A 25940-nucleotide genomic window follows, 5' to 3' on the forward strand; every position below is an offset into this window, starting at 1 on the left:
GAGAAGTCAACGGACGGGAACACATCATGAATGCATCGAGCCGAGTCGTCGTCGGAGTCGACGGATCTGCGACATCGCTGGACGCGGTCCGCTGGGCAACACGCGAGGCCGTACGACGCCACGCCCCGCTCGAGTTGGTCACGTCGTCACTGTTCGCGCCCGGAACTTACGGCGATGCCATCAGCCTCCGTATCGGGGCCTTCGCAGATCCGGATGTCGAGGCCAAGCGGGTGTTGACCGCTGCGGTCGACGTTGCGCACAAGACCGCGGCAGGCAATTCGCTGATACTCGACACTCGTCTCGAGCATGGCTCGGCTGCGCGCAATCTGACGCACTTCGACGTCGCGCCGGCGCTGATCGTCGTCGGTTCACGGGGCCTCGGTGAGTTCACGGGCGGATTGATCGGGTCCGTCAGTACCGCTGTCGTGTCGCACGCCACATGCCCTGTTGCAGTGATCAAGTCGAACATCGTCAGCGACGGCCCGGTCGTGGTGGGAGTGGATTGCACGTCCAACAGCCAGCCCGCCATCGGATTCGCCGTGCGGGAAGCGTCGATGCGAGGCGTCGACCTCGTTGCCGTGCACGCCTGGAGCGATCTCGAGCTCGGCAGTGTTCTGACGCGCGACGAGGAGGGGCCATGGGCCGATTCCGAACTCGCCGAGAAGACATCACTGGCCGAAAGCCTGGCCGGGTGGTCGGTGGACTACCCCGACGTCACCATCCACCGGGTGGTGGTTCGAGACAGACCGGTTCGCGAGCTGGTCCGGGCGTCCGAGAATGCGCAGCTGATCGTGGTCGGTAGCCGTGGCCGGGGCGGCTTCGCCTCGATGCTGCTCGGATCGACCTCGCGCGCGGTGCTGCATTCGGTCGATGTTCCCGTCGTCGTCGTTCCCACGAACCGATGACCGCGTCCACTACCGAAACCACCTACGCCTCAGATGAACTCGACGCAGATCTACGCTACTGGGCCGCTGCGAACTATCTGACGGTCGCCCAGATCTATCTGCAGGACAACGTATTGCTGCAACGCCCCCTCGAGATTGCAGATATCAAGCCGCGGCTGCTCGGGCATTGGGGCACCAGTCCCGGGCTGTCGATGATCTACACGCTGATCAATCGTCTGATTTGCCGAACCGGTTCGGATTGGCTCTACGTCACCGGTCCCGGCCACGGTGGCCCGGCATTGGTCGCGAACACGTACTTGGAAGGTACGTACACCGAGATCTATCCGGATATCTCACTCGACCACGACGGCCTGCGGCGTCTGTGTCGGCAATTCTCCACTCCTGGAGGCATTCCGAGCCATGTGAGCGTGCAGACCCCCGGCAGCATCCACGAGGGCGGCGAACTGGGCTATGCCCTGATCCACGCCGCGGGTGCGGCTTTCGACAACCCGGATCTGGTGGTCGCCTGCGTCGTCGGTGACGGCGAGGCCGAAACCGGTCCGCTGTCAGGCTCGTGGAAGATCCCGGCCTTTCTCAATCCGATTCGCGACGGCGCAGTGTTGCCGATCCTGCATCTCAACGACGCCAAGATCTCCGGCCCGACCGTGCTCGGGCGCAGCACCGACCAGTCGATTGCCGACTATCTCGGTGGTCAAGGCTGGGCACCGATCTTCGTCGAAGGCGACGACCCGCGAGAGGTGTTCCCGGCCTTGGGATTCGCTCTCACTCGCGCCCACGACGCGATCCGCAGAATTCAGCATGCGGCTCGCGGCGGCGAACCACACCACGGCATCGAATGGCCCGCGATCGTGCTGTGCACCCCGAAGGGTTGGACCGGGCCCCACGAGGTCGACGGCAAGCTGATCGAGGGAACCCACTGGGCTCACCAGGTGCCGCTGTCCGGTGTTCGTGAGAATCCGTCGCATCTGGCGCAGCTCGAGAAGTGGCTGCTCTCGTACGATCCCAGATCCCTCTTCGACGAGAACGGTGCACCGGCGGCGTCCATTCGCGAACTCACTCCCACGGGAGACGAACGCCTCGGAGCCACTCCCCATGCCAACGGCGGCCTCCTGTTGCAGCCCTTGGTCATTCGAGAGCTCGAGAACTACGCGCTCACCGTCGAGTCTCCGGGGCGCACGTCCCACGAGACGACCACTGTGCTCGGGGCAATGATGCGCGACATCTACCTCGACAACACACTCCCGCACGGCGGCGGAAACTTCCGCCTGTTCTGTCCCGACGAGACTGCGAGCAACCGCCTGCAGGCCGTGTTCGATGCCACCGACCGATGCTGGCAGCTGCCGACCACCGAGTTCGACGACAATCTCGGTCCGGACGGCCGAGTCATGGAGGTCCTGAGCGAGCATCTGTGCGAGGGCTGGCTGGAGGCTTACCTGTTGTCGGGACGGCACGGATTGTTCGCGAGCTACGAAGCGTTCGCCATGGTGAGTGTGTCGATGCTGATTCAGCAAACCAAGTGGCTGCAGCATGCGGCGACGCTCGCGTGGCGGGCGCCTGTCGCGTCGTTGAACGTTCTGCTCACCAGCACGTGTTGGCGCAACGATCACAACGGGTTCAGCCACCAGGGTCCGGGCCTGATCGACGCGGTGATCCCCTTGGCCTCCGAGGTGGTTCGCGTATGGCTTCCGCCGGACTCGAACACGCTGCTCGCGGTGGCCGACCACTGCTTCCGCAGCCGAGGTCACGTCAACGTGTTGGTGGTGGACAAGCAGAGCCATCCCCAGTATCTGACGCTTCCCGAGGCACGGGCCCATGCAGCGGCGGGCGCGTCACGGTGGGACTGGGCCGGTACCGAGAATGCCGATGCATCAGCCGATCCCGAGATAGTCCTGGCATGTGCCGGGGACGTGCCGACCGAGGAAACTCTCGCGGCCGCCGACCTGCTGCGTACGTGGACACCCGGGCTACGGGTTCGCGTGGTCAACGTCATCGACCTCATGGCACTGCTGCCCGTCGTCGATCATCCACACGGGTTCTCCGACGAGCAGTTCGCCGATCTGTTCACCGGTGCGGTCGATGTGGTTTTCGCGTTTCACGGCTACCCGCGGGCCGTGCACCAGTTGCTGCACGGACGTCCGAACGCGCAGCGATTCCACGTTCGGGGTTTCATCGAACAGGGCACCACGACAACGCCGTTCGACATGGTGGTACTCAACAAGATCAGTCGGTACCACCTGGCGCTCGAAGCTCTGGACCGCGCGACGAACCCACCCGAGGGCGCGCAGCAACTCCGGCAGTTCTGCGACAACCAACTGACCCGGCACGATGCCTACATTCGAGAACATTTCGAGGATCTCCCCGAGATTCGGCAGTGGCGGTGGTCGTGACGGATCGGCGGCTATCCGCGGGCGACGATCAACGGACAGTCGACGCGGTGGGCCAGTGATCGGACGGTGGAGCCGAGCAGTAGACCGCTGAATCCACCGCGTCCGCTCGAACCGACGACGACGGCCTGTGCGCGCGATGCCACCTCGAGTATCTTCTCGGCCACGTTGCCGCGCAACACTGTTCGTTCCACCGCCACGTCGGGATACTGCTCGCTCCAGCCGGACAGACTCTCGGCCAGCACGGTTCGGCCGTTGGAGACGATCGCGTCGGCCCTGTCCGCGGCGGACGCGTCGGGCGACGAGATCGGTTCGTCCGTCGACACGTGCACTGCAAGCAGTCCGGTACCTCGAAGCGAGGCTTCCTCGAAGGCCAACCGGACAGCCTTCTGATTGTGCGCCGACACGTCGACTCCGAGAACGACCGGTCCGCGCGACGAATGCACCTCCACGCTTCCCGGCACGATGACCACCGGGCAATGTGCTTGCACGGCCACTGCGGTGCTCACCGAGCCGAGCAGTTCGGCGAAGTACTCGCCGTTACCGCGCGAACCGACCACCATCATCGAGGCGGTCGAGGACTCATCGAGCATGGACTGGATCGTCGGTCCGACCAGCGTTTCGATCGTGATCTTCAGCCCCTCCGGATCCTCGACCGATCGCCGGGCAACCAGCGACGCCGACATCAGAATCGACTCGGCGGCTGCATGCTCCTCGGAGCCGATGTGGGACGGGAGTGCGACGAAACTCGTGTACAGCGCTGTGACCTGATACGCGGACACCAGCTTCAACGGTGCCCCGCGCAGCTCTGCCGCACGTGCAGCCCAGCCGACCGCATCGAGTGACGAACTCGAGCCGTCGACACCGACGACGATCGCTTTCGAGCCGACGGTGCTCATGCGTGCGGGACGACGAGGACGGGGCACTCGGCGTGCCGCAGGACGGTGGTCAACGTACTTCCTGGCACGCGATCGCGCTCGTGGCCGAGCACCAGCAGCTGTGCGGTGTCGGACACCGCGATCAACTCCGATCCCGAGTCTGCTTCGGCGTAGACCGACGCCACGCGCACCGACGGGTAGTCCGCACCGAACGGTTCCAACCGGACGTCCATTGCCGATTCAGGGTGTAGATGGTCGAGTGGACCGCTGATGGCGCTCACCAGAATCGATGTGATTGCCTCGGCGTGTACGGCGAGCACACTGGCCCCGCGCATCGCCGCCTCCTGAAATGCCTGTGCCACGACGACATCTGTCGCCGAGACTTCCACGTCTCCCAACGCGGCGACTACTGCGCCGGCCCGTTCGGAGTCGAAGGTACGGACGATCGCCACGGGACGGGCAGAGCATTCGACCACCGTATGCACCACGGATCCGAGAACCCATGCAGCAAGGTGGTTTTCGGTAGTCGTACCCAACACCGTCAGGCATGCCGATGCCGCTTCGGACAGCATCACCGTCTCCGGTCGGCCCTGCAGAACGATAGCCTCGACGATGACGGTCGGATCACTGGTCTTCGCCACGATCGCGGCACGGTCCAAAACGATGCGGGCGTAGTCACCGTCTACATCGGGTGCTCCGTACACCGTTTCGCGCTGCAGATGGGGTTGGATCACGTGCACCAAGCGCACTGATGTTCCGCGACCGCGAGCCTCGCGGACGGCGAAGCGCACTGCATCGAGTGCAGCCGTCGATCCGTCGATTCCGACCACAACGGGTCCGGTGGTGTGTGCGATGTTCATCGGGTTCCTCTCGGTGGTGCGACGACAAGTTCTGCACCTTCATCGAGAACGCTACGAGCGCATACCCACTCGATGCAGCGGTCGGAGGTCATCGAAAGAGGTGACGAACGGCTGCACCCGTCAGGGCAGCGGCACCGACCAGGTCACTTCGGTGCCGCTGCCCGAAGCCCCTGGGCCTATCGTCATCGATCCACCGCATTCGACGGCCCGCGCCGCGAGGTTGGACAGCCCACTCGAGGTGGTGTCCTCGGGCATTCCGATGCCGTTGTCCGACACGATGATCTGCATGTCGTCTCCCACCGACAGGGTGACGGTCACCGTGTCGCAGTGCGCATGATGGACCACGTTGCTCACCGTCTCACGGACGACGGCAACGGCATGATCAGCGAGCTTGGTGTCGACGACCGACAGTGGTCCGAACATCCGCACGACGGCACGGATATCGACGTTCTCGGTGAGTTCGAGTACCGCGCTGTTGACGCGTTGGCGCAATCGTGTTGCCGAGTGGGATGTGCTCTGCAGGTCGAAGATCGTCGTTCGGATGTCCTGCACAGTGTCCTGCAGATCGTCGATCGTTCGCGACAATCGCTGCCTGATGTCCTCGGATTCGGTGCGCTGCAAGGTGCTCTGCAACGCCAAGCCGGCAGCGAAGATTCGTTGAATCACGTGGTCGTGCAGGTCGCGGGCGATGCGATCCCGGTCGGACAGCACTTCGAGTTCGTGCATCCGACGGGTGGCGTCGGCCATCTGCATCACCAACGCGGCCTGGTTCGCGAAGTTCGAGACCATGTCGAGCTGGGTATCGTCGAACAGACCATTGCCTTCCTTGCGGAGCACCACCAGAACGCCGCTGACTCCGTCGGACACGCGAAACGGTGAAATCAGTGCGGGACCGAAGACGGCGTCCACACCGCTCACCTCGTATTCGAGGCGTCCCTTTCTCAATGCTGTTCTGCGTCGAAACGCCACTCCCGTGCTCGACCCCTCGATCGGAATGACAGCACCCACCATTCGATCCGCTCCGACTCCTTCGCTGACCGTCACGACGAGTTCGGTGACATCCTCGAACGGTTGGTCGGTGTCCTCGGGAACCGCAATGAACGCTGCATCGGAACCGGTCAGGTGCAAGGCCTTTCGAGACACCATCTGCAACACCTCGTCGAGATCGGTCCCGGCGAGGAGTTCGGTGCCGATGTCCCGAGTTGCTTCCATCCATGCCTGGCGTGTGCGTGAGTCCTCGTACAGCCGGGAATTCTCGATGGCGATGCCGGCGGCGGACGCCAACGCCTTGGTGACGACCTCGTCGTCCTCGGTGAACTGCTTGCCGTCCTTCTTCTCGGTGAGGTAGAGATTGCCGAATATCTCGTCACGAACCCGAATCGGCACGCCGAGAAAGGTTTTCATCGGAGGATGGTTCGGCGGGAATCCCACCGACTCCGGGTGCGCACTGAGATCTTCCAGGCGCAACACGTTCGGCCGGTCGACGAGCAGTCCCAGCACCCCACGGCCGGTGGGGAGCGGGCCGATCGCGACGCGGGTGTCCTCGTCCATACCGTGGTTGATGAACGCACTCAACCCGTGGCCTTCGCCCCGTACACCGAGTGCGCCGTATCGAGCGTCGACGAGTTCGACAGCCGATTCCACGATCGACCGCAAGGTCACTTCCAGATCGAGACCGGAGGTGATAACGAGCATGGCGTCGAGCAGACCGTCGGCTTGGACTCTGGCATCGGCGATTCGGCCGATGCGGTCTTGCACCTCGGCCAACAATTCACCGAGTCGCAGTTGGGGCAACGACGATCCGAAATTGCCATGACGATCATCCATCCCGCGACCCCGGCTGTCCGGCTGCCGGAGCGGTGTCGGCGAGCTTCGACGCGTACACCGCAGCTTGAGTACGACGCTCCATCCCGAGCTTGGCGAGCAACCGGGAGACGTAGTTCTTGACCGTCTTCTCCGCCAGGAACATTCGGGCGGCGATCTGCCTGTTGGTCAGGCCTTCTCCCAGTAGATCCAGCAGCGTGCGCTCCTGACTGGTCAGGTGGTCGATCGGTCCGGGGGTCGCCGTCCCGGACCGCAGTTTGTCCATCAACGCCGCAGCCGCACGATTGTCGAGCAGCGACCGACCGGAACCGACGTCCTTGATAGCTCGGGTCAGTTCCATGCCGGTGATGTCCTTGACGACATAGCCACTCGCGCCCGCAAGGATCGCGTCGAGCATGGCCTGATCCTCGGTGAACGAGGTGAGCATCATGGTCTTCAGGTTCGGCAGCCGATCGAGAAGTTCGCGGCACAGTTCGATGCCGTTGCCGTCGGGCAGTCGCACGTCGAGCACCGCGACATCGGGTTGCAGGGCCGGGATACGAGCCAGCGCCTGCGCACAGCTGCCTGCCTCGCCGATGACCTCGAGGTCGGGATCGGAGTCGATGAGGTCGATCAGACCGCGCCGCACGATCTCGTGATCGTCCACCAGGAACACCGTGACCACGTCGACACACCTCACCTGCGTCCACACTGGGCGCCTCGACTTCCGAGCCTACGGGTCACGGGTGCGTACAGCGTGACCTTTCGTCACCGAAACAGGTGACCGAAGTCCTTCGTGTCGGTGTTGTTGTCCTGCCGCGCCTGGGTCCGTGCGCGGCGTCTGATGAATGTTCCGACACCACGACCGAGGAGGTCACACGATGGGTTCACTACCGACCGTCGTCGGAGTCGACGGCTCAGCTGCGGCATTGGATGCGGTGCGCTGGGCAGTTCTCGACGCACACTTGCACCTGTCCGATCTGATTCTCGTCTCGGCGAGGTCGTTACCGAGAGCGCTGACGGGGATGGGCGTTCTTCCCGAACCCGTTGTGGAGCAATCGCGATCGGAGATCAGGACGATTCTCGACGAGGCCCGGGTACTCGTGGTGCGCGAGAGCGCGACGGCCGGTGCAATCGAAGTGAACACCGTCTCGTCCGAAAACCCCGCAGTTGCCACGCTTCTGGAACTGTCGGCTACCGCCCGCATGGTGGTCATCGCCACCCGGGGCATCGGCGGGGCCGAACAACGATCACTCGGGTCCATCGGTTTTGCCGTCACCACCCATGCTCGATGCGCCGTCACGGTCGTGCGTGGCTGGTCGGGCGACGGCGTGGACGCGACACACCCGGTGGTCGTCGGCGTGGACGGAACGAAGGCGAGCGCGGCCGCGGTGGCGCTGGCCTTCGAGGAGGCCTCAGCGCGGTCGGCTCCGCTCACGGCGGTGCACAGCTGGTCCGACGCGGATCTGTCGGTCGGGTTTCCGATTCGCGGATTGGAATGGCCGGAGAATCGCCCTGCTGCCGCCGGTCAGCTGGCCCAGATGCTCGAGCCGCACACACGTCGTCATCCGACGGTGTCGGTGCGAACCGTGGTGGTCAAGGACCGGCCGGTGCAGGCACTCCTCGATCATGCACAGGGCGCTCAACTTCTCGTCATCGGAAGTCACGGGCGCGGCGGTTACGGAGAGATGATGCTCGGCTCGACCAGCCGGTCGTTGCTGGCCCGCGCGCATTGCCCGGTCACCGTCGTCCCGTCGCCCGGTCGCCGACTCGCGCGAATCACCGGCTCCGAACTCCCCGACGGAAGCTTTCGCCATGTCGAGCAGTTCGGCGACCGGTCTGGGTCCTAAGTCCCTGTTGTCCGACGCTTCAGCACGGCAGGGTGGTGTCAGAACGTGACCGGTCCCTGGAAACTCGAGAAAGAAAGGCCACCATGCGCGTCCTGATCGCGACGGCGAGCCGTCATGGTTCCACCCGTGAACTCGGGCAATGGCTGGGCTCGTCGCTCACCGCGAAACTCGCGGACACAGACCTGTCGGCAACGGTCGATGTCCGTGACGCAGCAGATGTGGACAGCATCGCCGAGTACGACGCCGTCGTACTCGGAAGCGGTGTCTACATGGGCCGTTGGCTCGGCGATGCCCGATCACTGGTTGCCCGTGAGCAAGCCGAACTCGAGACCAGGCCTGTGTGGCTGTTCTCGAGTGGTCCGATCGGTGCCGGCCTGCAGCCCAAGACGAGATCGAAGTGGAGCGAGGCATCGTGGGCGATCGAGCACAAGATCTTCGGCGGCAAGTTGGACCGATCGACATTGTCGAGGTTCGAGCGCGTGGTGGTTCGGATGATCGAGGCCGGCGACGGAGACGACAGGTCACGCGCCGAGGTCGACGAATGGGCCGGCACCATCTGCGCAGCCTTGGCCGTCTCGCCGTCCGGCGCTGATTCGAAGCATCACCACTAGCGCGGCCGCCGTGCCGCGCGCCGGTCAGGATTCCCGCGGAGGAAACCATCCTCGCGCATCACGCAGGGTTCGCCGCGCCACTTCGGCTGTCGGCGTTCCGGATTGGACGGCCAAGCGCTGCAGTTCGGCACGGCCTTCCGCTGCGCTGCGCCCACCGGCGATGAGCACTCCGATCGCCTGGTTCACGTCACTCACGGCAGCGAGAGCATGAGTGCCCGGCTCGGTTGCCCCCGCTTTTCCACCGCCCAGGGGTCGGTCGAGCACGGCCGAGTCGACACCAAGCCCGAGTGAGCAGGTCACGTCGGCCGCGAACTCGACGAGAGCGCCTGCCGTGCCGGACACAATGAGCAGTTGCTTCTCGGCACCGGTGCTGCGCGGGTCGGTGAGCGTGAGTTTCAGCCACGAGGCGGGCGCGAGGTCGACGCTACCGCCCGTCGACGCCGAGACCTCGAAGTACTCGCCGTCGACGATCACGGTGAGAGTCAGCGAGAGAAAGCCCGATACGGCCGCGTCGATATCGGAGGTCAGTCGTTCCACCATTCGAGCGAGGTCGACGGTAGAGCTGTCGAGCGCTGCGGTCAATCGCGCCAGATCGGTGAGCAGTCGAGGCTGAAGTTTCATCGAGAATCCCATGCGGACCGGCCGCGTATTCGATTCTTCCGTAAACCTGCCACGATGGATTTCCATCGTCCGGTGCAGGTGCGAGGCCGAAAGTCGGAGTTCGTACCTCGAATGCACCCGCACAGTCGACGCTACGCGCTTTCGTCCCGCCTATGTGGTCCTGCGACGCAGGCGTGCTGCCTTCATCGCCTCGGCGACCATCGATCGTGCAACCACAGCGATCTTTTCGTGCTCGGTCCGACTGATCCCTCGAAGTTGGTCGTACCCCTCGGTACCGCTGCATCCGGTTCTACTGATCAAGATGCCGATGGCTTGATCGATCACCGCTCGACTGCCAAGTGCCTTCTCCAGCTGGTCCGTCACTTGCACTGCGCTGTCCAGCACGATCGCATTTCGAACCGAGATCGCCGCAGGAACATTCATCGCTACTCGATTCGTAGTGAGCACACGTGCTGATCGAGCACGTGTCTGCCCACTCGAACCCTACGGCCTATCGAACTACGCGGACGCGTCCCTCCGAGATCGGTCCAGTCATAGTCAGAACTCGAACACCTGACGAGCGGTGACGCGCCCACCCATGAGGTCGTCGAAGCACTCGTTCACCTCGTCCAACTTGCGCGATATTGCAGATACCGTGGTCCGTCCGGCCTCGTGCAGTGCGAACACTTCCCGTAGGTCCTTTCTCGTACCGACGATCGAACCGAGTACCGAGATTCCGCCGACCACAGTCTCGAAGATCGGGACCGGGAACACACCATGCGCGGGCATGGACACACATACCAGACGACCTCCGCGGCGCAGTGACCTGAAAGCTTGATCGAACACGCTGGGGATCACGGCCAGGACGATCGCTACGTCGACACCACCGAGAGCCTGGATGGCTTCCACCGGGTCGGTGGTCGCCGAGTTGACGGTGTGATCGGCACCGAGTTCACGAGCGAGTTCGAGCTTCTCGTCCTCGATGTCGACCGCGGTGACGAGTCCGCCGGCGATCTTGGCGTACTGCACTGCCATGTGCCCCAGTCCACCGACACCGAAGATGGCCACGCGCTGAGCCGGCGTGACGCCACCGACCTTGACCGCCTTGTACGTGGTCACTCCGGCACAGGTCAGTGGAGCAGCGTCGAAGGAGGAGACGCCGTCGGGTACGCGAACGACATACTTCGCATGTGCCACAGCGTATTCGGCGTATGCCCCGTCGACGGAGTAGCCGCTGTTCTGTTGCTTCTCGCACAGTGTCTCCCAACCGGACACACAGTGATCGCATTCGCCGCACGCCGAACCGAGCCACGCGATCGCGACCCGCTCACCGATTCGATCCGTCGACACCTGCGACCCGACCGCCTCGATCACTCCGACGCCTTCGTGTCCGGGAACGAACGGCAGGGTCGGCTTGGCCGGCCAATCCCCCTGCGCAGCATGGATATCGGTGTGACAGACCCCGCAGGTCTCCATCTTCACCAGCACCTGCTCGGGCGCGGGCTCCGGGATCGGGATGTCCTTGACGACCAGGGGTCCGCCGAACTCGGTGACAACAGCAGCTTTCATGGTGGATTTCCTCCAACTATCGGAACCAATGCCGTTCTCGACCATCGAGCAATGCACACTGTGATGGTCGGCGCTGCGGCATTCGGCATGTAGGGCCGGAAGTCACCACCGGTTCGGGACGTCTCCCAAACGTCCGAGTGGGAGCCGAAAGGACCGGGAAGCGGAGGCTTTCGACCCTGGCACTCGTCGACGACCCGGACCAGACTCGGCGCATGGCCGACGCTGCGCACTCCCGATCGAAGACCCGAAAGCAATGAACCTGTGGAGAAGACACCCGGGTGTCCGAACCGGTGACGCACTGACCACCGGTGAGCGAGCGGCGGACTACGTCCGAAACGGAATGGGCTCCTGGCCCTTCGTCTTCCTGTTTCTCGGTGTGATGGCACTGTGGGCCGCCTACAACCAGAACGACGGATTCGACCCGTACCCCTTCATCCTGCTCAACCTGTTCCTGTCGATGATCGCGGGTCTTCAGGGAGCGATTTTGCTGATTTCGGCCAAACGCGCCGACTCTGTGAGCAGTGAGGTTGCCGTACACACGCTTTCGAACACCGCCTTACTCCAGGACATGATCGAGGCCAATACCGTCTTGACCGAATCGGTGGCGCAGCTGGCGGCCGAAATACACGAACACGTCTGCCCGTCCGCTCAGCGTCTCGGTGCAGGCACGTCTCCAAAGGTCAGGAGCCCGGTGTCCCAGCCGTGAGACTGGCAAGAATTTCTCGCGCCCAGTTGCACGGGAGTACCCAGTCGCCCGAAGTATCCGGCGACGGCGCCGGAGTCGGCGTGAACCAGGGCACAAGGCCCGCTGCGCACAGGGTGGTCGAGCGAGGTCTGTCGAGCTCGAACGGTGTGGACACCGGGTGGCGCAGACGGCGTCACGGGGCCAGGCGAGTCGAAACGGTGCTACCCGAGTCGATCCGGGACCTTGTGCCCTTACGTTGCCACGGCTCGGCGTCGGAGACTCGTAGAACACAAAGACACTTCGGGCGGGAGTAGGTGGCGGCCATGTTCACGGATCTAGCTCGACGGTGGTGGCGAAGGAGTCCGTGGGTTCGCAATCCCCTGATGCGGCTGCCCGACAGGATCGAACGAACGGCGGTGGCCGTCGGTATCGCGGCACTCGTGTTGCTGATTCCCATTGCCGCGACAATCGGTTCGGTGACCTACAGTGACCTGTCGCTCCGGTCGCAACAGCAACGGGCAGAGTACGTCCGAGTCGATGCCCGTGTAGTCGACGCCGACAAATCCGCTCGGTCCGAAACCGACGGCGTCACGACGGTGGCCGGTACCGCGACCGTGCAGTGGACCGCACCGGACGGCTCCGTGCGCTCGGGAGCGACCGACGTGCCCTCGGCCCTACGAATGGGAGAGACGACTCCGATCTGGCGTGATGCAGCCGGAGACCTCGTGCGTGCCCCCGACACTGGGGCCGGTGCCGTGGTCAATGGGGTTGCCACGGCCGTGTTCGCCTGGTTTCTCGGTGCCGTTGTCATCGCTGGGCTTGTCTTGCTCATTGCGCTTGCCGGTGAACGCTCCCGAATGCAGCACTGGGACCGAGATTGGCAGCAGTTCCTCCAGGCGCGTGATCATCCCCCGCGGTAACGCCGTCGATCATTCGCTCCGACGACGACAACGCTCGAAAAGTGCCGACAGAGAAGACGATGACATGACCGATCTCGACACCGAGTTCCGCTCCGCTGGTATCGACTACGAGCGTGCGCTCATGCGTAGCCCGTTGGCTGCACAACTGCGTGTGGTCCATCGTCGAATCCAGGTGATGATGATCGAGCAGGGAGCTCTGCACCCTCGAGACCTCGTTGCGTCGGCACTGCCGTCGAGTCGATGCCCCACGCTGAACTCTGCCTGACGTCGTCGCGGTCGCATGACCTTCGAGACGCTTGCCCTGTGTGCCGCAGTGGGATTGTTCGGCCCACTGCTGGCGCTGCCGCGCGGGCTCCGGATACCCGTCGTCATCGGAGAACTCGTCGCCGGAATCGCTTTCGGCCACACCGGCTTCGGCGTCATCGATCCGAGTGAACAGACACTGAGCTTCCTGGCGCAGGTGGGGTTTGCACTGGTCATGTTCGTGGCCGGCAGCCAGGTTCCCATTCGTGACCCGCGACTGCGCATCGCTCTCGGAGTCGGTGCTGCGCGCGCGGTGACCGTCGGGCTGCTGGCAACCGCGCTCGGCTGGGTCGTCTCCGCTGCATTCGATGCACCTCACCTCGGTCTGTACGCGGTATTGATGGCGTCGTCCTCGGCCGCCGTCATCATGCCGATCGTCGAGTCCACCACTATGACCGCACCCGGCCTGATGGCCCTGCTGCCGCAGATCGCGCTCGCAGACGCGGTCTGTATCGTCGCGCTGCCCCTCGTGGTCGATCCACCGCGCGCCGTTCCCGCCGCGCTCGGATCGGCAGCGGTCATCGCCGCTGCCGCGCTGACATTCGTTGTCCTGCGACACTTCGACATCACGGGACTGCGCCGCCGAATCCACCACGTCTCTGCCCAGCGCAAGCTCGCGCTCGAATTGCGCCTCAACCTGGTTCTGCTGTTCGGCCTCGCAGCCCTCGCTGTCCACACTCATGCATCGGTGATGCTGGCCGGCTTCGGCTTCGGGCTCGCCGTCGGTGCCATCGGAGAACCGCGACGCCTCACGAAGCAACTGTTCGCCATCACCGAAGGTTTTCTGGGGCCACTGTATTTCGTCTGGCTCGGCGCGTCACTGGACTTACGCGCCCTGGGCGACCATCCGGACATGATCGTGCTGGGCCTCGCATTGGGGTTCGGTGCCATCGCGGTGCACGGTGCCATGCGCCTGACCGGCCAACCCGTCGGACTCGGGATACTCGCGGCAGCCCAACTCGGCGTTCCGGTTTCGGCCGTGACACTCGGCGCGCAGAGCGGCGTCCTGGCTCCCGGTGAGGGCCCTGCCATCGTGCTCGGAGCCCTGGTGACCATCGCGGCAGCGGCCGCCGCATCTCGGCTGGCGCTCGTCGTCCTGCGTGACCCTGCGGGCCCGAGGGCGGCGCAAGGCATTTGAGTGTTTCGAGTTACCCGAGGTGGGGAATGTGGGTCGTGGAACGATCGGCACGACGCGAAACGGATCACGACGATGACAGATGACCAGGTCTGGCGCCTCAAGGGTGCGTGCATCGACGACATGGATGCCTACGACTCGCAGCAGCTCCCCCGCCATGGACGCAAACGCGCAGAAAAGGCATGGCGCCTGTGCGCCGATTGCCCGGTGTTGCGTAATTGCGCTGAGCAAACGGCGCGCGATATCGAGTCGGGTCGCATTCCGGTCGGCGTTGTCGTCGCCGGTGCCGCGTACCACGACAATGCGAGCAACGGTCGCCGGACCGATGCGTACCGCACTCTCGAGTTCTTGATCGGTCGACCGCTCTCCAACCCTGCCGCCTGATCACGCAGTCGTTCGATAACGCTGCGGTCACGGAAAGCTGCGAATTCGGTAACGCCAACAGCTCTGTTCGACGCGAATTCGGTGTGTCTTCTCGCGCCTGACCTGCGTCGGAGCAGGGTGCGCAACAATGCTTCCATGACCGCAGCGCACGTAACCCACTTCGGGCTGCCGGACGATGTTCGGACGGCACTCTCGCAGAGGGCACCGATAGAACAGGCCAAAGGAATGCTGATGGCAATACATCGCATCACCGCCGACGCGGCGTTCGATCTGCTCGTCGACCGATCGCAAAGCACCAATCGAAAGCTTCGCGATATCGCGCAAGAATTGGTGGACAAGGCCTCGACCGAACGGTGAGTGTCAGGGCGACCCCGCACGCTGTTGTTTCAACGCACGGGGCCTGAGCAATGTGGCAGTCCGGACTACTTCATCACCTGCTGTGCCGTATGCCCTGCCATGGCCGCCCGAAACATCCCACCCGGTGACGCCATCACGTGTGTGTCAGAAACGCGCGAGAATCGCACGCGCACAACGGACTACAGTGGCTCGATCGTAGGACATGACGTAGTCGAATTCACGGTCTGCGTCGGCTTCGCCGCGGTGCAGGTCTATGGCGGCCAGCACTCCGCAGAAGTGCGGCCCGAGCACAACCACGTTCCACTCCTCGACGAGCGAATCCACCGGGTCGAGCGGTGCATGGACGATGCCGCCCTCTTGTACGTATCCCATGCCAACGCCGTACACGCCGGCGTACGAGATCTGCTCGGCCATCGACACCCAGCGCGCACGGCTGGTCGGAGTGAAGTGTTCGGCCCTCTGAAAGGTGCCGAGTACCAACGTTTCCGGTCCTGCAGATGCAGCCTGCATCTCGAGGGAGGTGCTCATCGCTACGAGAAGGCGCTTGGTACTTCGCGTGGCGATCTTGCCCGATGACGCGATGGCGTACGGCGATTCGAGAGCGACCGCGGGAGTACTCCAGGTGGGGAACGGAGGCATCACCTCGGCAGCGTCGGCCGGAAGTTCCTCGGTCGTCTGCGCGGCCGGGTACAGCTCGCCCACCCCGTACGTCGCACCGAGTCCCAGTGCGCGGCTCCGATGCAGCGGCGTGTCGACTCCGCTGGCGACGACAACCGCGCCCGTTCGTTCCACCTGAGCAGACACTGCATGGGCGGTTCGCGCGGTGGACAGATCGGGGCGGGTGGACACCATGGTTCCCGCGAGGATGATCACGTCCGGTTCGATGAGCGGGAGCAGCGTCATCGATTGAGGCCGACGACCGACATCGTCGACGGCGACCACTTTGCCGTCGCGCCGGGCCTTGTCGATCGCCGCGAGAGTGCGAGCCGGGCTGTCCACGAGCGCCGCTTCGGTGACGACGACGATATCGCGGCGGAGTTGCTCTTCGGTAGCGGAGTCGATGGCAGCGAGCGAGTCGACATCCATCGAGACGAGCATCGGCAGTCGCACCGACTGCTCCAGTCGAGCGACTCCCCATGCCAGCGCGTCGAGCTCACGCTTGGCGTCCATGGCCCTCGCCGCGCGCTTGAGTGCGTCGGCCGAGGCAAGGGGGCCGTTCTCGGGCCCGCGCAGCTGCACTTCGATCGCTGCGAGCGCGCCGTTGTCCAGCCGACAGACCGGGGCGAAATACGGCTGCACCGTCAACTCTCCCGTGTCCGTGTCGACTGCGGATCCTGCTTCGGCCAGCGCGAACGTCACACCACAGTTTGACACGAAAAATCGACCCCCGTCCGGCGGGGGTGGATCGGTATCTCAAACCTGACTTCGGTCAATTCTTTTCGCTCCTACGACAGTGGACGACGCAGGTGTCACGAACAGCGTCGCAAGTATCTCGTTTGGGTAACGTTGCATAACGTTTCAATAACAGCCACAGCGCCGGGCGTCGACGCGTCGTCGACCGCGACAACGACGAGAAACCGGGCTGAAAACCCATGACCGAGTGGACTTTCGATGCTCGCGCCCAGTTTCATTACTATGGCGTACAACAAACGTACCGACCGTATTGTGACTTGTCACAGAGTTGAAATGAAACAATTCCGACATACGTTTCGTCGCCCTAACGTCCCTCCTGGCTACCGGAGTTCCGGTGCCACCGGCCGCCCCGAGAGGGGGCTCCGGAGCCGTTTCTGGACTTGGAGGATCGATCGATGACGCTCAACCCGCCGACCCGCTCTCGTACACTCGCCGCCGTACTCGCCGCCGTTGCCATCACCGGAGCGACGGTCGGTGCCGCCAGCGCCAGTGCCGCCACCATCTCGCCTGCCGGCACCGCGTTCACTGCACCCGGAACAATCGTCGTGAGCACGCCGGCCTCGTTCGGAGTGCCGGTGAGTTGCTCCATCAACCTGATCGGTACCACCAGCGCCGACGGCTCCTCGGCTTCGATCACCGACGCCAAGATCAGCGGTTCCAATCGTCTGTGCAACCTGCCGCAGCTCAAGAACCTGCCCTGGACCCTCACCCCCACCAGCGCCACCACCGGCGAAGTGTCCAACGTGGGCTTTTCACTGGTCGGATACAACTGCGGACCGGCCACCTTGGCCGGTTCGTTCGACAACATGACCAACACTCTGACGTCGACCAACCAGCCGATGTCCGGTAATTGCACGGTCAACAGCCTGTCTGTCCAGCCGAATCCGGCTTTCACCCTGTCCTGACCGCTCGACCTCGTCCGAAAACCAACCCGTAATCCGAAGGAAACCACGTGAAGATCCGCAACAAGACTGTCGTCACCATGGCGGCACTGGCATCGTCTGTCGCTCTGGCAACGATGGTGGCCGCACCGGCCAACGCTGCCGACACACTGCCCATCACATTCCAGGCAGACACGACGACGCTCATCGCCAAAACCGGTCAGCCGGTGATATTCCCGACCACCGACCTGGTCACCGACGTCGACCTGGTCGGCGGAACCGTCACCGGTTCACTTGCCCTCCCGCAGGCATCCGCCAACCTGAAGCTCGGCCCTGCAACGCTGGCCAAGTTCACCATCTCGATCATCGACGCGACCCCGGTCTCCGGCACCCTCGTCCAGGGCGGACCCGCCGAGGCACCCACGTTGGACCTCGACGTTCAGCAGAGCTTCAAGATCCGAATCGACTCGGTGAAGCCCTTGGGCATCGACACCGGATCGGCAGGATCCTCCTCGCTCGATCTGATCCCCGCGGGTGCCAACTGCGTCACCGCCGAAACCACGGCCAACCTCACCGGTTCGCTCGATGCGATCGATCTGATCCAGAACAACCAGACCGACTCACATGTCAAGGGCACCTACACGATTCCGCAGTTCAAGAACTGTGGCGCGTTCACCTCGGTGCTCAACGCAATCATCGCCGGCCCGGGTAACACCCTCGACGTGCACCTGACCAACCCGGTCTTCGATGTCGGAACGCAGTCTGCGATCGCATCCAAGGTTGCCCGCTAGAGGTAGGCAGCACACCCACCAGACGTCGGCCGGTTCCGGGTTCGGAACCGGCCGACGTCACTGTCGTTCGTCGACGGGTCGAGTCTCCAGTGAATCGTCGACGTACAGCGCGACGCGATCGCCGCCCAGCCTTTTCGCCTGGTACATCGCCTTGTCGGCACAGCTCAGCAGATCGTTGACGTCGGCGTCGACGCCGCGCGTCCCGACAGCCGCCTCCGCGATACCCAACGAGGCGGTCAGCGGCGATCGATCCGTTGTGTCACACAGGCGAATTCGCAGCAATTCGGATCGTTGGATCACCGAGTCGAGGTCGTCCACGCAGACAACAGCGAACTCTTCGCCGCCGAGTCGAACCGTGATCGCCGGCGCTGGGAAGACCTCGAGAATTCGGGTCGCGGTCATTCGTATCACGGAGTCTCCGTGCTCGTGCCCGTACTTGTCGTTGACTGCTTTGAAGTTGTCGATGTCGATCACCACCGCGGTCACGGACGTGTAGCAACCGGATCGGAGTTCGAGGTTGCCGATTGCCGCGTCGAATCCCCGTCTGTTCTGCATTCCGGTGAGCGGGTCGTAGAACGCGCCGGTTGCGTCGCGACGAAGCAGCATGAGAAAGGTATGACAGATCAGCGGGGCCGAGAACATCACCAGAACCAGCATCACGAGGTAGAGGTTGGTCTGCAGACGCTGCCCCGGGCCGTCCGTCAGGGCCGAGACATAGAGGGCCATCGTGGTGACCAACGCGAACACGTGATGAGCGGTGAACAGTTTGGGGCCGTGAAATCCCACGACATAGCTGCCCACGACGGTGAACAGGGCCGCCATGGGCAACACCATGGACGGTTCGTCGGTGGTGAGCAGAACAGCGGCGAGCAGGATGTCGGCATACAGCACGAATGCAATCGACATCTGCCGGCTCGGCCAGCCGCCGATCACCCAGGCCAGGCCCAACGGCACCGTGGTGACAACGCTGACCCACAGGGGCCAGCGGCCGAGGCTACCCTCTGCGAGAGCCGGAATCGTCAGGGCGATCGCTGCGGCAGCGCCGTACAGCCAGCACCAGATTCCGATGAAAAACCTGGTGAGGTGCAACCCCCGCTGGGACCGCGCGTACGCGACGTTCCACCCGTAATCGACCGGAAGCGCCCACCACTGGCGAAGACTGTTCACTTGTAGAGCAGCTTTCCTCGTATCCCGACCTGGACCGACTAGTCAACCACAGACGAAACCACCTGGTCTGCGAAGTCGTGAACTTAACGACCAGCGGGGCTAGCCGCGCATACCGTCGGCCAACTCGAGCACCCGGCCCGCGTACCTGACCACGAACGCGTCGAGCGCTTGCTGGGACAGTTCGGGGCACCCGGCTCTCCGGAAGAAGTGCTCGAGATCCACCAGCCGATCCCCCAGTCCGACGCGCCGGTGATCCAGCGCCTCCAGCTCCGCGACCAGGGCCTCGAGCTCCTCGGCTTTGCGCATTACGTCGTCCATCGGATCACCGTCCACTTCGCGAGAGCTGTGCACAGATTGGTTGGCGGAGCCGGGCTTCCCTCCCAACCCCGCCGAGCGCAACACTACGCCCTATCGAACACGTGTGCGAATCGATTCGAGGTAGCTGTTTTGCACCACACATCCTGTGCACAATCCGAAGAGGTGGCCTACAGTCTGTGACGTGCTCCAGATGAGGGGTCCGAACGGGGTTCGACCGCCAGGCTCGACACATCCAATTCACTTGGCGCTCTTAGCAATCCTTACGATTGCCGTGGTCGCTCTGGTCATCCTTGCAATCCATGAGGGCCGCCTCTGATCGCGGACCTTGTTGTTCGCTATCGACGCCCTTCGGCGGGATCCCGCGTCCGACGGACGATCGTGAACCGTCAGGTCCTCGGCAACGTACGACCGGCAGCATCGATCGACCGTCGACGACGCCTGACCACCTCGATGATCTCGTCGACCACGCGTCGCGTATCCCCCAGCGCCTGCACTGCCGAGTAGCGCAACACCAACCAGCCCTGCAGCACGAGTACGTTCTGCCGTCTGCGATCGCTGTCGAACGCCTGGCTCGAGGTGTGGAATTCACGCCCGTCGATCTCCACGATCACCCGTGCCCTGAAGTCGACGAGGTCACCGAAATAGGGTCCCACCCGCGCATTTATCTCCATGAAGAAGTGCCGTGCAGACATCGCCCGTGCCACGACGCGCTCGGCCTCGGATCGCGTCTGAAGGCAGCACAGACGCAGTTGTCTGCGGACGGTCTTCATCCCGGCCATGCCGCGGGACTTCTCGCACGTCGACGCGATGCGGCGGCGCAACTCCGGTCGCGCGATGGCCGTGTCGAAGAACCGCTCCAACTCCGCACCGGTCACAGTCGCCGCGACGTCGACGAACACCTGGGCCAACGTCACCACCGGGAGTCCCTGGCACACATCCGATTCGGGGAGGCGTCGGCGATGGATCTTCACCCACTCCGGTGCACGCTGTCGGGTCGACGGCAGCACCGTCGCCGCGACCGTAGGCGGCTCCTCCTCCAGCAACCCCCACACCCAGGCCGCAGTCAGATGACTGAGAACTGCGCCCGGCTTCCACACAGTGACCGCACTGCACAGATCGAGATAGTCCGGCTTGTCCGTCGCGTAGATTCCGGGCAACACTCGAATCAGCTGCCCTGACGCAGTTCGACGAGTGATGGTGCCGCGACTCATCCCTCGGGCCATCAAGTCCCCCGCTGTACTTACACCCATCTGAATACGGTGGACGATCGACGAAGGCTGCGCCAGAGGCAGTTTCGAAACCTGTGCATAGAGCGGAGTTATCTACAGGCCGACCGCACCGGAGTGTTCACCATCGGCACCCTTCGGCGGGATCCCGCGTCCGGGGCACGATGCTGAACCTTCAGGTCCGTCGGTAACGAACCCATCGGGCAGGCTGCGCCGGTATCGCACCGGCGCAGCCCCTGTCGTCAGGAACCGAGGAAAGCGCTCACTGCGGTGGTTCCGCTCTCGGCGCTTCCGCTGCCGATGAGCCCGAGGATGACGTCGACGATGATCTTGGCGATGAATGCGTCCATAACTACTCCTGCTGTGAAGTACCCCCGACGGGATACAGACGGACCTACGAATGCCATGGCCGACTGTTACCGACCACAACGAATCGGAAGGTAGCAGCTGGATATGCCCAAAGAGTGACGCTGTGGGCGTGACCACACCACTTTGGCGTTTGTACAAATCTCGTAATTTGTCTAGCCGGCGGACAAAATCCGTGTATTGTCCAATCCATAGTGATCGGACTTACACGAGGAGTGACGATGACCGCATCGAACATCGACGATCAGGCACAGACGCCGGTCGACGAGTGGCACGACCGCAAGCGACATCTCTGGCTCATGGGGCTGATTCCGCCCACGGCAGTGTTCCTGGCCACCGGTCTGGTGTGGGCCTTCAACCAGCTCGGCTGGAATGCAGTGTCCCCGGTCTGGTGGTGGATCGGCGCGCTGCTCGTATACGGATTGCTCCCGATTCTCGACCGCTTCTTCGGTCCCGACGGCGACAACCCACCCGACGAGGTGATGAAGGCGCTCGAAGAAGACAAGTACTACCGCTACTGCACGTATGCCTACATTCCGTTCCAGCTCGCGAGCCTGGTGTTCGCCTGCTACCTCTGGTCCGCCGACAACCTCTCGTGGCTCGGCATCGACGGCGGGCTGGGGCTGGTCTCGAAGATCGGCCTGGCCATCAGCATCGGCGTCATGGGCGGCGTCGGCATCAACACCGCTCACGAACTGGGGCACAAGAAGGACGAACTCGAGCGCTGGCTGTCGAAAATCACTCTGGCACAGACGTTCTACGGCCACTTCTACATCGAGCACAATCGTGGCCACCACGTTCGCGTCGCCACTCCAGAGGATCCGGCGAGCTCGAAGTTCGGTGAGAGTTTCTGGGCCTTCCTCCCCCGTAGCGTGTGGGGAAGTCTGCAATCGTCCTGGGAGCTCGAGAAGGCTCGTATGGAGCGTCTGGGCAAGAGCACGTGGAGTATCCACAACGATGTGCTCAACGCATGGCTGATGTCCGTCGTCCTCTACGCAGTCCTCGTGGCTGTGTTCGGTCCGATCGTGCTGCCGTTCTTGGTCATTCAGGCGATCTACGGCTTCTCACTGCTGGAGACGGTCAATTACCTCGAGCACTACGGCTTGCAGCGTCAGAAGAAGGACAACGGCCGTTACGAACGGTGCACCCCCGAGCACAGCTGGAACTCCGATCACATCGTGACCAACATCTTTCTGTATCACCTTCAGCGACACAGTGATCACCATGCCAACCCCACTCGGCGCTACCAGACGCTGCGCAGCATGGACGGAGCACCGAACTTGCCGAGCGGTTACGCGAGCATGATCTCTCTGGCCTACTTCCCGCCGGTGTGGCGCAAGGTGATGGATCACCGCGTTCTCGACCACTACGACGGCGACATCACGAAGGTCAACATCCAGCCGTCCAAGCGGGAGAAGATCCTCGCCGCGTACGGAGCGAAGTGATGGCTGTCTACGAATGCCCGGTATGCGAGTTCGTCTACGACGAGTCCAAGGGCGCACCGCGCGAGGGTTTTCCGGCGGGAACCGCATGGTCCGACGTGCCGGACGACTGGCCCTGCCCCGACTGCGGCGTCCGCGAGAAAATCGACTTCAGGAGCAAGAAATGAAGCTTTACCGCTGCGTGCAATGTGGATTCGAGTACGACGAAGAGCTGGGCTGGCCCGAGGACGGCATCGAACCGGGCACTCGCTGGGACGATATTCCCGACGACTGGTCGTGCCCCGACTGTGGTGCGGCCAAGGCCGATTTCGAGATGGTCGAGGTCGAACGCGGGTGACTACTCGGCAACCCAGCAACGTCGTGATCGTCGGCACCGGTGCCACCGGATACACCGCCGCCAAAGTGCTACGCGCCGAGGGCTTCACCGGGTCCGTCACGCTGATCGGTAACGAGCAGGAAGCCACCTATCGTCGTCCGGCGGTCTCCAAGGAGCTGCTGCTGGGTACCAAATCGGTCGATCAGGTTCAACTGGGTGCGGCCATCGACGGTGTCGACGTTCGCACGGGCGTCACCGCTACCGCGGTCACCGATTCGGCCGTACAGCTGGACAACGGCGATCAGGTCCCGTACGACGCCCTGCTGCTGGCAACGGGTTCTCGTGCACGGCAACTCGATCGATTGGGTTCGGGTCACGTGTTCAGCCTCCGCACCGCTGCCGACGTCGCCCCGCTGCACGCCGACATTCTCCGAACGGGATCGCTGCTGGTGATCGGCGGCGGCCTGATCGGGTGCGAGGCGGCAGCAGCGGCCCGATCACTCGGTGCCGAGGTGACGGTGTTGGAGGCAGCATCGGCTCCGCTGAACCGGATCGCACCAGCCGCGATCTCGCAGATGTATCGAGACCTGCACGCCGACAACGGCATCACGATGCACACCGCCGTCTCCGTGACAGAACTGGAAAAGCTGCCCGACGGCACGCTGCGTGCCACCGCTCAGGACGAACGCTCATGGTCTGCCGGAACCGTGCTGGTGTCCGTCGGCTCGGTCGCCAACATCGAGCTCGGGGCGGACATGGGCCTCGAGACCGCGTCGGGAATCCTGGTGGACGCCGCGATGCGAACATCGGCGGCCGGCATCTACGCCGCGGGTGACGTCGCCGAGGTTCCCAACTCGGTCCTGGGCGGCACCTATCGAAGTGAGCACTGGAACGGGGCCGTCGATCAAGCCACCCGGGCCGCTCGGTCCATCCTCGGTCTCGACGTCGGCGATCTCGACGTTCCGTGGGGGTGGTCCACTCAGCACGGTGTCAACCTGCAATTTGCGGGGTGGACGAGCGCGGACGACGAATACGTCGTGGTCCGCGGCTCGATCGAAGACCGCCGATTCACCGCCTGTGCCCTGCGCGGCGATACGCTCGTCGGAGCTGTCGGGGTGGGGTACCCCAAGGACATCCGGCAGATCCGCTCCCTCATTGCGCGCGCAGACCCCATCGATCGGAATCTCCTCGGAGAAGATTGGCTGGATCAGCCGCATGCGGTCGTTCGATAGAGTCGTTCTCATGCCCGCAGCCGAACAGACGTCGACCCCCGGTCGATACCGTGAAGCGGCGTCCACTCTTGCGCGCGATACAGCGCTCGATGCGCTGCGCGAGTTGTTGCACGAGCGCAACTGGCGCAACGTGACGATGAGTCACATCGCCAAGGCTGCCGGCCTGAGCAGACAGAGCCTGTACAACGAGTTCGGGTCACGGCGCGGCGTCGCACAGGGGTACGCCATCAGATTGACGGACATATTCGTCGACCTGTGCGAAACCGCACTGTACGAGCATCCCGACGATGCCGGCGCTGCCCTGCGCCAGGGTTTCTCGTCGTTCTTCCAGCTCAGTGCGCTGGATCCCCTCGTGCGATCACTGCACGGTGGCGACGCCCCCGAGGATCTGCTCCGCCTGATCACCACCGACAGTGCCGTACTGATCGAGCGCGCGGGAGACCGACTCGCGAACACCTTCCAACGCGGCTGGGTAGGTGCGAGCCCACGGCAGGCAGACGTCGTCAGCAGGGCGATCGTGCGTCTGGCACTGAGCTACATCCCCGAGCCCCCGCACGATATAACCGCTGCTGCAGATGATTTCGCGCTTCTGCTGACTCCGTTCATCGACTCGATCACTGCCGGTCGGCCGGTCGAACACTGACACATCAGGATTCGCCGACAGGTGCGAGCACGATGTCGAAGTCGGCCCTGGCCCACGTTCTGTCTCCCACATCTCGACCGTCCGGGGTCGGGGTTCCCGCCGGCTGCTCCACGAAGTCCTTGATCAACGAATCCTTGACACCGAACACCGTGTCGCTGTTCAGCAGGTCGTCACCGCTGACGAAGATGTGCGTCACCAGCGTTCGCATCCCCGGTGCCGTCACCATGAAGTGCAGGTGCGATGCCCGCATCGGCGAGCGCCCGGTCGCAGTGAGCATCCGTCCGACCGGCCCGTCGTGCGGAATCGGATAGGGCGTCGGAGTCAGCGCCCAGAATCGATAGTGCCCGTTGTCGTCGCTGTAGAGATGCGCTCGACCGCCGACGCGCGCGTCGTCGTACTGAACGTCGTAGAACCCGTCCTCGTCGGCTTCCCACACCTCGAGCCGGGCACCGGGAATGGGCGTGCCGTCGGTGTCTCGCACGGTTCCCTCGACCCAGCACGGTTGTCCTGCAGCACCTCCCGATGCATCACCACCGTTCTCGATACGCGGTGCGTCGTCGACGAAGAACGGGCCGAACACGGTCGCTTCGGTCGCATCCTCGTATGCCGGATTGTTCACGTTGATCGTCTGCATCGATGCCCCGAGTACGTCGGAGAGCAAGATGAATTCCTGACGCCGGTCGTCGGTGATGTGACCGACCTCGGTGAGAAATCCGATGGCGGTGTTCCACTCCGCTTCGGTCAGTCGCACATCGCGAATGAATCCGTGCAGGTGTTGCACCAACGACGTCATCACCTGTTTCAGGCGCGGATCGGCGCACTCACCGAACGATGCGATGACGTTGTCCACCAGTCGTTCTTCTACGGCGGTTTGGGTGTCGGTGACGGTCTCGTCGGTCAT

28 protein-coding genes and 1 pseudogene are annotated in these 25940 nt (G+C 63.7%); 17 read left to right on the forward strand and 12 right to left on the reverse strand.

Annotated features, from left to right (window positions below):
* Window positions 1-26 precede the first annotated feature (26 nt).
* Window positions 27-905 carry a universal stress protein gene (locus O4220_RS05325; protein ID WP_269602601.1) on the forward strand — a complete coding sequence of 293 codons (879 nt, stop codon included), beginning with the start codon at window positions 27-29 and terminating at the stop codon, window positions 903-905.
* On the forward strand, window positions 902-3292 hold the full coding sequence (locus O4220_RS05330; protein WP_269602602.1) for a phosphoketolase: 2391 nt from the start codon (window positions 902-904) through the stop codon (window positions 3290-3292). Before O4220_RS05325 ends, O4220_RS05330 begins: the two co-directional genes overlap by 4 nt.
* Before the next feature lie 11 nt (window positions 3293-3303).
* Here O4220_RS05330 and O4220_RS05335 read toward each other — a convergent pair whose 3' ends face one another.
* The 4 genes from O4220_RS05335 to O4220_RS05350 form a co-directional block, all read right to left on the reverse strand.
* Window positions 3304-4188 carry a universal stress protein gene (locus tag O4220_RS05335; protein ID WP_269602603.1) on the reverse strand — a complete coding sequence of 295 codons (885 nt, stop codon included), beginning with the start codon at window positions 4186-4188 and terminating at the stop codon, window positions 3304-3306.
* On the reverse strand, window positions 4185-5027 hold the full coding sequence (locus O4220_RS05340; protein ID WP_269602604.1) for a universal stress protein: 843 nt from the start codon (window positions 5025-5027) through the stop codon (window positions 4185-4187). Before O4220_RS05340 ends, O4220_RS05335 begins: the two co-directional genes overlap by 4 nt.
* 120 nt (window positions 5028-5147) lie before the next feature.
* Window positions 5148-6854, reverse strand: coding sequence for a GAF domain-containing protein (locus tag O4220_RS05345; RefSeq protein WP_269602605.1), 1707 nt, complete (start codon window positions 6852-6854; stop codon window positions 5148-5150).
* Entirely contained in the window at window positions 6847-7515 is a 669-nt protein-coding gene (locus O4220_RS05350) for a response regulator (RefSeq protein WP_269602606.1), read from the reverse strand. Before O4220_RS05350 ends, O4220_RS05345 begins: the two co-directional genes overlap by 8 nt.
* A gap of 196 nt (window positions 7516-7711) precedes the next feature.
* On the opposite strand from O4220_RS05350, the gene O4220_RS05355 reads away from it, so the two are divergent.
* Together O4220_RS05355 and O4220_RS05360 are read left to right on the forward strand one after the other, a co-directional pair.
* Window positions 7712-8680 (forward strand): universal stress protein, encoded by a 969-nt coding sequence (locus tag O4220_RS05355; RefSeq protein WP_269602607.1) that lies wholly within the window; start codon window positions 7712-7714, stop codon window positions 8678-8680.
* Window positions 8681-8763: 83 nt separating this feature from the next.
* The gene (locus O4220_RS05360; RefSeq protein ID WP_269602608.1) at window positions 8764-9291 is read left to right on the forward strand and encodes a flavodoxin domain-containing protein; all 528 of its coding nucleotides are present in this window, start codon (window positions 8764-8766) and stop codon (window positions 9289-9291) included.
* A gap of 24 nt (window positions 9292-9315) precedes the next feature.
* On the opposite strand, the gene O4220_RS05365 is transcribed toward O4220_RS05360, so the two are convergent.
* From O4220_RS05365 to adhP, 3 genes are all read right to left on the reverse strand, one after another.
* On the reverse strand, window positions 9316-9912 hold the full coding sequence (locus O4220_RS05365; protein ID WP_269602609.1) for a hypothetical protein: 597 nt from the start codon (window positions 9910-9912) through the stop codon (window positions 9316-9318).
* Window positions 9913-10062: 150 nt separating this feature from the next.
* The gene (locus tag O4220_RS05370; protein ID WP_269602610.1) at window positions 10063-10335 is read right to left on the reverse strand and encodes an ANTAR domain-containing protein; all 273 of its coding nucleotides are present in this window, start codon (window positions 10333-10335) and stop codon (window positions 10063-10065) included.
* Between the two features lie 114 nt (window positions 10336-10449).
* A complete protein-coding gene (adhP, locus tag O4220_RS05375; RefSeq protein ID WP_269602611.1) occupies window positions 10450-11460 on the reverse strand; it encodes an alcohol dehydrogenase AdhP in 1011 nt (336 codons plus the stop codon).
* A 253-nt stretch (window positions 11461-11713) separates the two neighbouring features.
* Here adhP and O4220_RS05380 point away from each other — a divergent pair, with 253 nt between their 5' ends.
* The 6 genes and pseudogenes from O4220_RS05380 to O4220_RS05405 all read left to right on the forward strand — a co-directional run.
* Window positions 11714-12166, forward strand: a complete 453-nt coding sequence (locus tag O4220_RS05380; protein WP_269602612.1) for a DUF1003 domain-containing protein — start codon at window positions 11714-11716, stop codon at window positions 12164-12166.
* Between the two features lie 302 nt (window positions 12167-12468).
* Window positions 12469-13065 (forward strand): hypothetical protein, encoded by a 597-nt coding sequence (locus tag O4220_RS05385; RefSeq protein WP_269602613.1) that lies wholly within the window; start codon window positions 12469-12471, stop codon window positions 13063-13065.
* A gap of 64 nt (window positions 13066-13129) precedes the next feature.
* Window positions 13130-13330 (forward strand): hypothetical protein, encoded by a 201-nt coding sequence (locus O4220_RS05390; RefSeq protein ID WP_269602614.1) that lies wholly within the window; start codon window positions 13130-13132, stop codon window positions 13328-13330.
* A 15-nt stretch (window positions 13331-13345) separates the two neighbouring features.
* Window positions 13346-14506: a cation:proton antiporter gene (locus O4220_RS05395; protein WP_269602615.1), complete on the forward strand. Its 1161-nt coding sequence runs from the start codon at window positions 13346-13348 to the stop codon at window positions 14504-14506.
* Window positions 14507-14578: 72 nt separating this feature from the next.
* The gene (locus tag O4220_RS05400; protein ID WP_032405493.1) at window positions 14579-14887 is read left to right on the forward strand and encodes a WhiB family transcriptional regulator; all 309 of its coding nucleotides are present in this window, start codon (window positions 14579-14581) and stop codon (window positions 14885-14887) included.
* Between the two features lie 171 nt (window positions 14888-15058).
* Window positions 15059-15244 (forward strand): annotated as a pseudogene (locus O4220_RS05405) (ANTAR domain-containing protein); the annotation flags it as partial.
* Window positions 15245-15388: 144 nt separating this feature from the next.
* Here the strand turns inward: O4220_RS05405 and O4220_RS05410 are convergent.
* Window positions 15389-16603, reverse strand: a complete 1215-nt coding sequence (locus tag O4220_RS05410) for an EAL domain-containing protein (protein ID WP_269602616.1) — start codon at window positions 16601-16603, stop codon at window positions 15389-15391.
* A gap of 449 nt (window positions 16604-17052) precedes the next feature.
* On the opposite strand from O4220_RS05410, the gene praA reads away from it, so the two are divergent.
* Both praA and O4220_RS05420 read left to right on the forward strand, forming a co-directional pair.
* Window positions 17053-17562 (forward strand): alkane oxidation protein activator PraA, encoded by a 510-nt coding sequence (gene praA / locus O4220_RS05415; protein WP_269602617.1) that lies wholly within the window; start codon window positions 17053-17055, stop codon window positions 17560-17562.
* A 47-nt stretch (window positions 17563-17609) separates the two neighbouring features.
* Window positions 17610-18329: a hypothetical protein gene (locus O4220_RS05420; RefSeq protein WP_269602618.1), complete on the forward strand. Its 720-nt coding sequence runs from the start codon at window positions 17610-17612 to the stop codon at window positions 18327-18329.
* 57 nt (window positions 18330-18386) lie between these two features.
* Here the strand turns inward: O4220_RS05420 and O4220_RS05425 are convergent, their stop codons facing one another.
* The 3 genes from O4220_RS05425 to O4220_RS05435 all read right to left on the reverse strand — a co-directional run bounded on the left by O4220_RS05425 (window position 18387) and on the right by O4220_RS05435 (window position 21064).
* Window positions 18387-19496 carry a GGDEF domain-containing protein gene (locus tag O4220_RS05425; protein WP_269602619.1) on the reverse strand — a complete coding sequence of 370 codons (1110 nt, stop codon included), beginning with the start codon at window positions 19494-19496 and terminating at the stop codon, window positions 18387-18389.
* Window positions 19497-19595: 99 nt separating this feature from the next.
* A complete protein-coding gene (locus O4220_RS05430; protein WP_269602620.1) occupies window positions 19596-19814 on the reverse strand; it encodes a hypothetical protein in 219 nt (72 codons plus the stop codon).
* 386 nt (window positions 19815-20200) lie between these two features.
* Window positions 20201-21064 carry a DUF559 domain-containing protein gene (locus O4220_RS05435; protein WP_269602621.1) on the reverse strand — a complete coding sequence of 288 codons (864 nt, stop codon included), beginning with the start codon at window positions 21062-21064 and terminating at the stop codon, window positions 20201-20203.
* Window positions 21065-21627: 563 nt separating this feature from the next.
* Between O4220_RS05435 and O4220_RS05440 the strand changes: the two genes are divergently transcribed.
* Genes O4220_RS05440 through O4220_RS05460 form a run of 5 tightly spaced genes read left to right on the forward strand, consistent with a single transcriptional unit; the run spans window position 21628 to window position 25039 of the window.
* Window positions 21628-22851, forward strand: a complete 1224-nt coding sequence (locus tag O4220_RS05440; RefSeq protein WP_269602622.1) for an alkane 1-monooxygenase — start codon at window positions 21628-21630, stop codon at window positions 22849-22851.
* Window positions 22851-23015, forward strand: a complete 165-nt coding sequence (locus O4220_RS05445) for a rubredoxin (RefSeq protein ID WP_269602624.1) — start codon at window positions 22851-22853, stop codon at window positions 23013-23015. The genes O4220_RS05440 and O4220_RS05445 overlap by 1 nt, the downstream gene beginning before the upstream one ends.
* Entirely contained in the window at window positions 23012-23185 is a 174-nt protein-coding gene (locus tag O4220_RS05450; protein WP_027495558.1) for a rubredoxin, read from the forward strand. Before O4220_RS05445 ends, O4220_RS05450 begins: the two co-directional genes overlap by 4 nt.
* Window positions 23182-24396, forward strand: coding sequence for an NAD(P)/FAD-dependent oxidoreductase (locus tag O4220_RS05455; protein ID WP_269602625.1), 1215 nt, complete (start codon window positions 23182-23184; stop codon window positions 24394-24396). Before O4220_RS05450 ends, O4220_RS05455 begins: the two co-directional genes overlap by 4 nt.
* Window positions 24397-24406: 10 nt before the next feature.
* Window positions 24407-25039: a TetR/AcrR family transcriptional regulator gene (locus O4220_RS05460; protein WP_269602626.1), complete on the forward strand. Its 633-nt coding sequence runs from the start codon at window positions 24407-24409 to the stop codon at window positions 25037-25039.
* A gap of 4 nt (window positions 25040-25043) precedes the next feature.
* Here the strand turns inward: O4220_RS05460 and O4220_RS05465 are convergent, their stop codons facing one another.
* Window positions 25044-25940, reverse strand: a complete 897-nt coding sequence (locus O4220_RS05465) for a dioxygenase (protein ID WP_269602627.1) — start codon at window positions 25938-25940, stop codon at window positions 25044-25046.

The sequence above is a fragment of the Rhodococcus ruber genome (genome assembly GCF_027270735.1).
In the GTDB taxonomy this organism is placed as follows: Bacteria; Actinomycetota; Actinomycetes; order Mycobacteriales; family Mycobacteriaceae; genus Rhodococcoides; species Rhodococcoides rubrum_A.

What these genes read in the sequence shown, in the direction of transcription:
- O4220_RS05325 (WP_269602601.1), top strand. Translation starts at nt 27, where the DNA reads ATGAATGCATCGAGCCGAGTCGTCGTCGGAGTCGACGGATCTGCGACA.
- O4220_RS05330 (WP_269602602.1), top strand. Translation starts at nt 902, where the DNA reads ATGACCGCGTCCACTACCGAAACCACCTACGCCTCAGATGAACTCGAC.
- O4220_RS05335 (WP_269602603.1), bottom strand. Translation starts at nt 4,188, where the DNA reads ATGAGCACCGTCGGCTCGAAAGCGATCGTCGTCGGTGTCGACGGCTCG.
- O4220_RS05340 (WP_269602604.1), bottom strand. Translation starts at nt 5,027, where the DNA reads ATGAACATCGCACACACCACCGGACCCGTTGTGGTCGGAATCGACGGA.
- O4220_RS05345 (WP_269602605.1), bottom strand. Translation starts at nt 6,854, where the DNA reads ATGGATGATCGTCATGGCAATTTCGGATCGTCGTTGCCCCAACTGCGA.
- O4220_RS05355 (WP_269602607.1), top strand. Translation starts at nt 7,712, where the DNA reads ATGGGTTCACTACCGACCGTCGTCGGAGTCGACGGCTCAGCTGCGGCA.
- O4220_RS05360 (WP_269602608.1), top strand. Translation starts at nt 8,764, where the DNA reads ATGCGCGTCCTGATCGCGACGGCGAGCCGTCATGGTTCCACCCGTGAA.
- O4220_RS05365 (WP_269602609.1), bottom strand. Translation starts at nt 9,912, where the DNA reads ATGAAACTTCAGCCTCGACTGCTCACCGATCTGGCGCGATTGACCGCA.
- O4220_RS05370 (WP_269602610.1), bottom strand. Translation starts at nt 10,335, where the DNA reads ATGAATGTTCCTGCGGCGATCTCGGTTCGAAATGCGATCGTGCTGGAC.
- adhP (WP_269602611.1), bottom strand. Translation starts at nt 11,460, where the DNA reads ATGAAAGCTGCTGTTGTCACCGAGTTCGGCGGACCCCTGGTCGTCAAG.
- O4220_RS05380 (WP_269602612.1), top strand. Translation starts at nt 11,714, where the DNA reads ATGAACCTGTGGAGAAGACACCCGGGTGTCCGAACCGGTGACGCACTG.
- O4220_RS05385 (WP_269602613.1), top strand. Translation starts at nt 12,469, where the DNA reads ATGTTCACGGATCTAGCTCGACGGTGGTGGCGAAGGAGTCCGTGGGTT.
- O4220_RS05390 (WP_269602614.1), top strand. Translation starts at nt 13,130, where the DNA reads ATGACCGATCTCGACACCGAGTTCCGCTCCGCTGGTATCGACTACGAG.
- O4220_RS05395 (WP_269602615.1), top strand. Translation starts at nt 13,346, where the DNA reads ATGACCTTCGAGACGCTTGCCCTGTGTGCCGCAGTGGGATTGTTCGGC.
- O4220_RS05400 (WP_032405493.1), top strand. Translation starts at nt 14,579, where the DNA reads ATGACAGATGACCAGGTCTGGCGCCTCAAGGGTGCGTGCATCGACGAC.
- praA (WP_269602617.1), top strand. Translation starts at nt 17,053, where the DNA reads ATGACGCTCAACCCGCCGACCCGCTCTCGTACACTCGCCGCCGTACTC.
- O4220_RS05430 (WP_269602620.1), bottom strand. Translation starts at nt 19,814, where the DNA reads ATGGACGACGTAATGCGCAAAGCCGAGGAGCTCGAGGCCCTGGTCGCG.
- O4220_RS05435 (WP_269602621.1), bottom strand. Translation starts at nt 21,064, where the DNA reads ATGGGTGTAAGTACAGCGGGGGACTTGATGGCCCGAGGGATGAGTCGC.
- O4220_RS05440 (WP_269602622.1), top strand. Translation starts at nt 21,628, where the DNA reads ATGACCGCATCGAACATCGACGATCAGGCACAGACGCCGGTCGACGAG.
- O4220_RS05445 (WP_269602624.1), top strand. Translation starts at nt 22,851, where the DNA reads ATGGCTGTCTACGAATGCCCGGTATGCGAGTTCGTCTACGACGAGTCC.
- O4220_RS05450 (WP_027495558.1), top strand. Translation starts at nt 23,012, where the DNA reads ATGAAGCTTTACCGCTGCGTGCAATGTGGATTCGAGTACGACGAAGAG.
- O4220_RS05460 (WP_269602626.1), top strand. Translation starts at nt 24,407, where the DNA reads ATGCCCGCAGCCGAACAGACGTCGACCCCCGGTCGATACCGTGAAGCG.
- O4220_RS05465 (WP_269602627.1), bottom strand. Translation starts at nt 25,940, where the DNA reads ATGACCGACGAGACCGTCACCGACACCCAAACCGCCGTAGAAGAACGA.